This window comes from Sphingobium sp. (assembly GCF_048594625.1).
In the GTDB taxonomy this organism is placed as follows: Bacteria; Pseudomonadota; Alphaproteobacteria; order Sphingomonadales; family Sphingomonadaceae; genus Sphingobium.
In genome coordinates this window covers 1-6604 of record NZ_JBMDWL010000004.1, presented here as the reverse complement: position 1 = coordinate 6604, position 6604 = coordinate 1, and the positions used below count along the sequence as shown (strand labels likewise).

At 63.4% G+C, this 6604-nt stretch carries 7 protein-coding genes and 1 tRNA gene; 7 read left to right on the top strand and 1 reads right to left on the bottom strand.

Translation table 11 applies throughout. The features are described from left to right. The first annotated feature begins 34 nt into the window (after window positions 1-34). A tRNA-Arg gene (locus tag ACOJSJ_RS00270) sits at window positions 35-111 on the top strand. Between the two features lie 132 nt (window positions 112-243). Here ACOJSJ_RS00270 and ACOJSJ_RS00265 read toward each other — a convergent pair. Next, window positions 244-1212: a magnesium and cobalt transport protein CorA gene (locus tag ACOJSJ_RS00265; protein WP_420142980.1), complete on the bottom strand. Its 969-nt coding sequence runs from the start codon at window positions 1210-1212 to the stop codon at window positions 244-246. A 222-nt stretch (window positions 1213-1434) separates the two neighbouring features. Here ACOJSJ_RS00265 and ACOJSJ_RS00260 point away from each other — a divergent pair, with 222 nt between their 5' ends. The 6 genes from ACOJSJ_RS00260 to ACOJSJ_RS00235 all read left to right on the top strand — a co-directional run bounded on the left by ACOJSJ_RS00260 (window position 1435) and on the right by ACOJSJ_RS00235 (window position 6385). Continuing rightward, entirely contained in the window at window positions 1435-1956 is a 522-nt protein-coding gene (locus tag ACOJSJ_RS00260) for a hypothetical protein (protein WP_420142981.1), read from the top strand. Between the two features lie 104 nt (window positions 1957-2060). After that, the gene (locus tag ACOJSJ_RS00255) at window positions 2061-2183 is read left to right on the top strand and encodes a hypothetical protein (RefSeq protein ID WP_420142979.1); all 123 of its coding nucleotides are present in this window, start codon (window positions 2061-2063) and stop codon (window positions 2181-2183) included. Next, window positions 2183-2893 carry a winged helix-turn-helix domain-containing protein gene (locus ACOJSJ_RS00250; RefSeq protein ID WP_420142978.1) on the top strand — a complete coding sequence of 237 codons (711 nt, stop codon included), beginning with the start codon at window positions 2183-2185 and terminating at the stop codon, window positions 2891-2893. Before ACOJSJ_RS00255 ends, ACOJSJ_RS00250 begins: the two co-directional genes overlap by 1 nt. 189 nt (window positions 2894-3082) lie before the next feature. Then, window positions 3083-3781: a carbonic anhydrase gene (locus ACOJSJ_RS00245; RefSeq protein ID WP_420142977.1), complete on the top strand. Its 699-nt coding sequence runs from the start codon at window positions 3083-3085 to the stop codon at window positions 3779-3781. 3 nt (window positions 3782-3784) lie between these two features. Continuing rightward, the gene (locus tag ACOJSJ_RS00240) at window positions 3785-5281 is read left to right on the top strand and encodes a SulP family inorganic anion transporter (RefSeq protein WP_420142976.1); all 1497 of its coding nucleotides are present in this window, start codon (window positions 3785-3787) and stop codon (window positions 5279-5281) included. Window positions 5282-5539: 258 nt separating this feature from the next. Next, window positions 5540-6385, top strand: coding sequence for a TorF family putative porin (locus ACOJSJ_RS00235; RefSeq protein ID WP_420142975.1), 846 nt, complete (start codon window positions 5540-5542; stop codon window positions 6383-6385). The last annotated feature ends 219 nt before the right edge of the window (window positions 6386-6604 follow it).

The window sequence follows — 6604 nt, the reverse complement described above, 5'->3', positions numbered from 1 at the left end:
CCCCGCGCCCGCGCCGCAATAGAGCCGTCGCCGGGTGCCCGTAGCTCAGCAGGATAGAGCATCAGATTCCTAATCTGAGGGCCATGGGTTCGAATCCCGTCGGGCACACCATTTCAGGCGCAGCATTCAGGCAAGGCGTTTCAGGCACAGTGTTGCTTTGGCTGCCTGCCGACTTCGCCCGGAGCGAATGGCGCGGGTTTCAGTCCGGCGTCCTGCCAAATTCGATACGGTGACTTTGCCCCGTCACAGCCATTTCAGTTTCTTGAAGCGGGTGTAGAGGATGGTGCAGATCACCGCGATCACCCCCAGCACGACCGGATAGCCGTAGCGGGTGCGCAGTTCGGGCATATGGTCGAAATTCATGCCGTAAATGCCCGCGATCGCCGTCGGCACCGCCAGAATCGCCGCCCATGCGGCGAGTTGGCGGGTGATGTCGCCGGTGCGCTGCTGTTCCAGCAGATTGCTCGATTCGAACACGCTGTTCAGGATGTCGCGCAGATCGTCGACCATCGTCTGCACCCGGCGCACATGGTCGCGCACGTCGCTGAAATAGGGGCGGGCTTCGGGATCGATGCAGGGCAGGTCGATCTTCACGAATTTGGTGGCGACTTCGTGCATGGGGGCAAGGATGCGTTGGAACCGGATCAGCTGGCGACGCAGGCTGAAGATGCGGGTGATGTCGTCGCGGCGCAGGAAATGGTCGATCATCTGCTGTTCCATTTCCAGCACCTCTTCCTCGATCCCCTCGATGATCGGCAGATAGCCGTCGACGATGAAGTCGAGGATGGCGTGCAGGACATAATCCACCCCCTGCGCCAGGCGGGAGGGCACCGCTTCCAGTTCGGCCCGCAGCGCCAGATGGGCGCGGGCGGAGCCGTGGCGCACGCTGATGATATGGTTGGGGCCGACGAACAGGGCGGTTTCGCCATAGCAGATCACGTCCCCCTCCACATGGGCGGTGCGGGCGACGACGAACAGCTGATCGCCGTAGATGTCGACCTTTGGCAACTGATTCGCCTTGATCGCATCCTCCACCGCCAGCGGGTGCAGGCCGTGGGTGCCGGCCAGAACCTGCATTTCGTCCACCGTCGGTTCGGCCAGCCCGATCCAGATGAATTCGGACTTGTCGGGCGCGCAGTCGACCCGTTCATCTATCGCCACCGGGCGCACCCGCTGACCATTGCGATAGAGATAGGCGGCGACGACGGTCATGATGCGTGTTTCCCTTTGGTTTCCGCTGGCTAGCAGAAGACGGCGGGTCCGTCTGCCTTTTGCCGCTGGCAGGCGTCATCCCATATGATTTTTACTGAAGGGGGTGGCCAATGACTTCGCCCTGACATAGTTCGGGTGGAAAGGGGCGCTGACGATACGCACGGCCATCGCTTTGGAGAGGGCGAGCCGGGCAGCTGAATACGGAGCCGCGCCTTGCGCATCATGACCATTGATTTCGAAGCGTCCTGCCTGCCGCGCCACGGACGGTCCTACCCGATCGAGGTGGGCGTGGCCGATGGCGGGATGGCGCGCAGCTGGCTGATCCGGCCGCATGACGACTGGGCCGGTTGGGGCTGGACGGCGGAGGCGGAGGCGCTGCATGGCCTGACCCGCGAGAGGATCGAACGGGATGGACAGCCGGCCGCGACCGTACTGGCGCAGCTGGCCGACGTGGCGCAGGGATGCCGGATGATCGCCGACAGCCCGATCGACCAATATTGGCTGGATATGCTGGCGGCGGCGGCGGGTGTCGCGGCGCCCTTTGCCATCCACCATGTCACGACATTGTTCGACGAACAGGGGGCGGACGAAGAACGGGTGCAGGCCGCGGTCTCCTATGCCGACGGGCAGGTGACGACCCGACACCGGGCGGCGGGCGACGCATTATGGCTGTCGGCGCTGGTGTCCCATATTCGCGGAATGGCGCAGATCGTGCCGCAACCGGTGCTGATGGCGGCGCAATAAGACCTCAAATCTTTGCACAAGCAATGATTTGTTACGTTCGGCCAATTTCGGAGACATTCGTCAGCCCTAGTCTTTCTGCCGTCCGTATCTGCAAGGCCATTTTGTTGCAGATCGCCCATGTCGCAGAGGAGACGCCCGTGCCCTTCATCCTGGCATCCAGCGCAAAAGCCGCTGGCGCCGGTATCAGCCAAGGCTATCCGGCCATGATCAGCGCGGTCGCCGGCTGATGAGTGCACCGCTGATATTGATCGCGGAAACGCATCAGGATTTGCGTCACAAGGCCCGCGAATATCTGGAGCAGACCGGGTTTCGCGTACTGCCTGCCGTGTCGGCCAATGATATTTACAGTGCGCTGACGACCACGCCGGTGGGCGCGCTGGTGCTGGACGCGGCGCTGCGTGGTCCCGACGGGCTGGACCTGTGCCGTGATGTGCGCGAACGCAGCGACGTGCCGATCATCGTCGTGGGATCGAACAGTTCGGAGGTCGACCGGGTGGTCGGGCTGGAACTGGGCGCGGACGATTATATGGCCAAACCTTATTCGACGCGCGAACTGGCGGCGCGGCTGCGCGCGGTGCTGCGCCGGGGGCGGGGCGAACGGGCGCTGGGCATGCGGCGCCAGACGCAGGCGCTGTTCGACGGATGGATCGTCGATTTCGGCCGGCGCGAGGTGTTCGACCCGCAGGGAGAGCCGGTGGACCTGACCGCTGCCGAATTTGCGTTGCTGTCGGTGTTCATCGATCATCCGCAGGTGGTCATCGCGCGGGCGCGGTTGATGGAGCTGGCGGGCGTGCGCGATGCGCCGTCGTCCGACCGCAGCATCGACGTGCTGGTCAGCCGCCTGCGCCGCAAGCTGGGCGAGGGTGGCCGTCCTGCACCGATTGTTACAGTCCGGGGCGTGGGATATATGTTCAGCGCGGCCGTGGACCGCCGCTGAACCGCAAATGTTTGCGTAGATCCGCCGCATTTGGCGGTTTTCCTTCATTTTCCGTGTTTATGCCGCGCTGCAACATTCAGACACAATTTTTAACAAAGCCGCTGCGTTGCAGCAAAGAGCGACCTTTATTCTTCCCAATGAACCGGTCCGCCCCCTGACCGAGACAAAGGAAAGAAGAGGATAGACTCCATGAACGAGCTTATCGGTCGCGTTTTCGATTTCGAAACCAAGGTTTATCCCAGCGAAAGCTCGCTTTACAGCCAGCTGGCCAACCATGGACAAAGCCCCAAGGCGCTGATGATCAGCTGCGCCGACTCGCGCATCGTGCCCGAACAGATCATGCAGGCAGCACCCGGCGACCTGTTCGTATGCCGCAACGCGGGCAACATCGTACCCCCGCATGACAGCCAACTGGGCGGCGTGACCGCCACGGTCGAATATGCCGTCATGGTGCTGGGCGTGCGCGACATCATCGTGTGCGGTCACAGCGATTGCGGCGCGATGAAGGCGCTGGCCACCAACGCCGACCTGACCACCATGCCCAATGTCGCCGCCTGGCTGCGCCACAGCCATGCCGCGCAGAAGGTGTGCAGCGAAAATTATCCGGCCGAACTGAGCGCCGCCGACAAGCTGCGCAACATGGCGCTGGAAAATGTCGTCGTGCAGCTCAACCACCTGCGCACGCATCCGTCCGTCGCGTCGGGCATCGCCCGCGGCGAAATCGCGCTGCATGGCTGGTATGTCGACATTCACGCCGGTCAGGTGCTGGGCCTGAACGGTGAAACCGGTCGCTTCGCGCCGCTGCGCGAAGGTGAACCGATGCCAGTCGCCCTTCCCCAAAGCCGTCGCCTTGCCGGCGAGGCTCTTTATGCCCAAGCGGCGGAGTAAATCATGTTGAAGGCTCTTTCCGGCGGCACTTTGAGCCGCGACTTCACGGCGTCGATCGTCGTATTCCTTGTGGCGATGCCGCTGTGCATGGGCATAGCCATCGCGTCCGGCGTGCCGCCGGAAAAGGGCCTGATCACCGGCATCATCGGCGGCATCGTCGTCGGCCTGCTGGCGGGTTCGCCGCTTCAGGTCAGCGGCCCGGCCGCCGGTCTGGCGGTCATCGTGTTCGAAATCGTGCGGGAACAGGGGCTGTCGGCCCTTGGCCCCATCCTGATTCTGGCGGGCATCATTCAGGTTGGCGCAGGCCTGATGAAGGTCGGCGGATGGTTCCGCGCCATTTCGCCCGCCGTCGTGCATGGCATGCTGGCGGGGATCGGCATGCTGATCGTGGTCGGCCAGTTCCATGTGCTGTTCGACGACAAGCCGTTATCGAGCGGTCTGCACAATCTGGTCGCCATGCCCGGCCAGATCATGGGCCTGACCAATGGCGATGCCGCCACGGCCTTCGCCGTCGGCCTGGTCACCATATTCGGCATGCTGGGCTGGGAAAAATTCCGTCCCGCGTCGATGAAGCTGGTGCCCGGCGCGCTGGTCGGCGTGGTGTTGGGGACGGTCGTCGCCTTCACGCTGGGTCTGGATGTTGCCCGCGTCGTCGTGCCGGAAAGCATCGTGTCGGCGGTCAGCCTGCCCGAACAGGGCCTGATGGCGCAGCTGATGAACCCCACCATCATCACCACCGCGATCGCCATCGCCTTCATCGCCAGCGCGGAAACGCTGCTGTCGGCGGCGGCCGTCGACCGGATGCATGACGGCGTGCGCACCAATTACAACAGGGAACTGAGCGCGCAGGGCGTGGGCAACCTGCTGTGCGGTTTTGCCGGCGCCTTGCCGATGACGGGCGTGATCGTCCGTTCGTCCGCCAACGTTCAGGCAGGCGCCAAGACCCGCGCGTCGGCGATTCTGCATGGCGTGTGGATTTTGGGCTTCGTCGCTCTGCTGCCCTGGCTGCTGCGCGAAATTCCGATGGCCGCGCTGGCGGGCATCCTGGTCATCACCGGCGTCCGTCTGGTGAGCGTCGCCCATGTGAAGCATCTGTTTCACCTTTACGGTCCGCTGCCCGCGATCGTGTGGGCGGCCACGCTGATCTGCGTTGTTGCGACCGACCTGCTGACCGGTGTGCTGGTGGGCATCGGCCTGTCCATGCTGGAACTGGTTCCCCATGCGACCCGTCTGCGGTTGAAGGTGAATGAGGAAAGCCGGGACGAAGCGCATGAAGTGGCGCTGCACGGTACGGCCACTTTCCTGAGCCTGCCCAGGCTGTCGGCCCGACTGGAATCGCTGCCGAGCGCGGGTCTGGTCATCCTGAACGTCGAGCGGCTGAGCCATATCGACCATACCTGCGCCGAAATGCTGCGCGAATGGGTCGATCGCCGCCGTGGGGCAGGGGCGCCGGTCGAACTGTTCGGCGCCACCGGACGGATGCGTCAACTGGTCGCCTAAGCTCCCGTAATCACTGGCGACTTGTAAGGCCGCCGCGTCCACACCGGGCGCGGCGGCCTTTTCGTGGAACATCCGCGCGCAGGGCGCAGGTGTGCTTTTTTTACGACACAAGGCGGCGAAAGCCTTCGCAAGTGCGAGAAAGAGGTTTACGCGAAAACCGGCACAGCATAACCCTAGGCCATTCGCAGGGATCGAAGACGATCGAAAACAGATCTTCGGGCCGCGAATGCAGGACGGAACATTCCAACGTAAAGGGGAATGTTCATGAAGTACCAAATCGCCTGTGCCGCCCTCGCGCTCATGTCCAGCGTCCCGGCCTTTGCACAGGAAGAACCCACCAGCCCCGTCACCGTTACCGGCAGCGTCGGACTCGTGTCCGATTACCGTTTCCGTGGCGTATCGCAGAGCGACCGTGGCATGGCCATTCAGGGCGGTATCACCGCGGCCCATGAAAGCGGCGTCTATGTCGGCACCTGGGCGTCCAGCCTTGGCGGCTGGGGCCGTTTCGGCGGTTCCAACATGGAACTGGATCTGGTCGCCGGTTATTCCAAGACCTTTGGCGAAGGCACGACGGTCGACGTCGGTCTGACCTGGTACATGTATCCGTCGGGCGCGGACAAGACCGATTTCGCCGAACCCTATATCAAGGTTTCGCAGCAGGTCGGCCCGGTCAAGGCTCTGGTCGGCGTCGCCTATGCGCCCAAGCAGCAGGCGCTCGGCAACTGGCAGAGCACCGCAACCAGCGGCATCGACAATCCGGGTGACAAGGAAGACAATTTCTACGGCTGGCTCGACCTGAGCGGCGCCGTGCCCAACACGCCCGTCACGCTGAAAACGCATGTGGGCTGGTCGAACGGTAATCCGGGTCTGGGCCCCAACGGCACGTCGATCGCGCCGACAGGCAAATATCTCGACTGGCTGGTCGGCGCCGACGTCGCCATCCCCGGCACGCCGCTGACGCTGGGCGTTTCCTATGTCGACACCGACATCGCCCGCGTCGAGGAAAATTACATCCGTCCGAACTTCATGGTCAATGACAGCAAGGATTTCGGCAAGTCGATCGCCCGCAGTACGGTCCTGTTCTCGGTCACGGCTGCCTTCTGATCCACAGATGGCGAGCGGTTGTCGGGCCGCTCGCCACCATATCATGCGCCGGGCCGCGATTCTGTGGAATCGCGGCCCGGCGGCGTTTTGTACCAATGACGAACCGGATTGTCCCCGCCGTGACAAATTGTTGCTACAGTTGCGATCGCGCCATTCCGACCGCCCTTGCGGTTGACCCCCGTCCGGGCGCCGCCTATCCCTCAGCCATGGAAATCCATG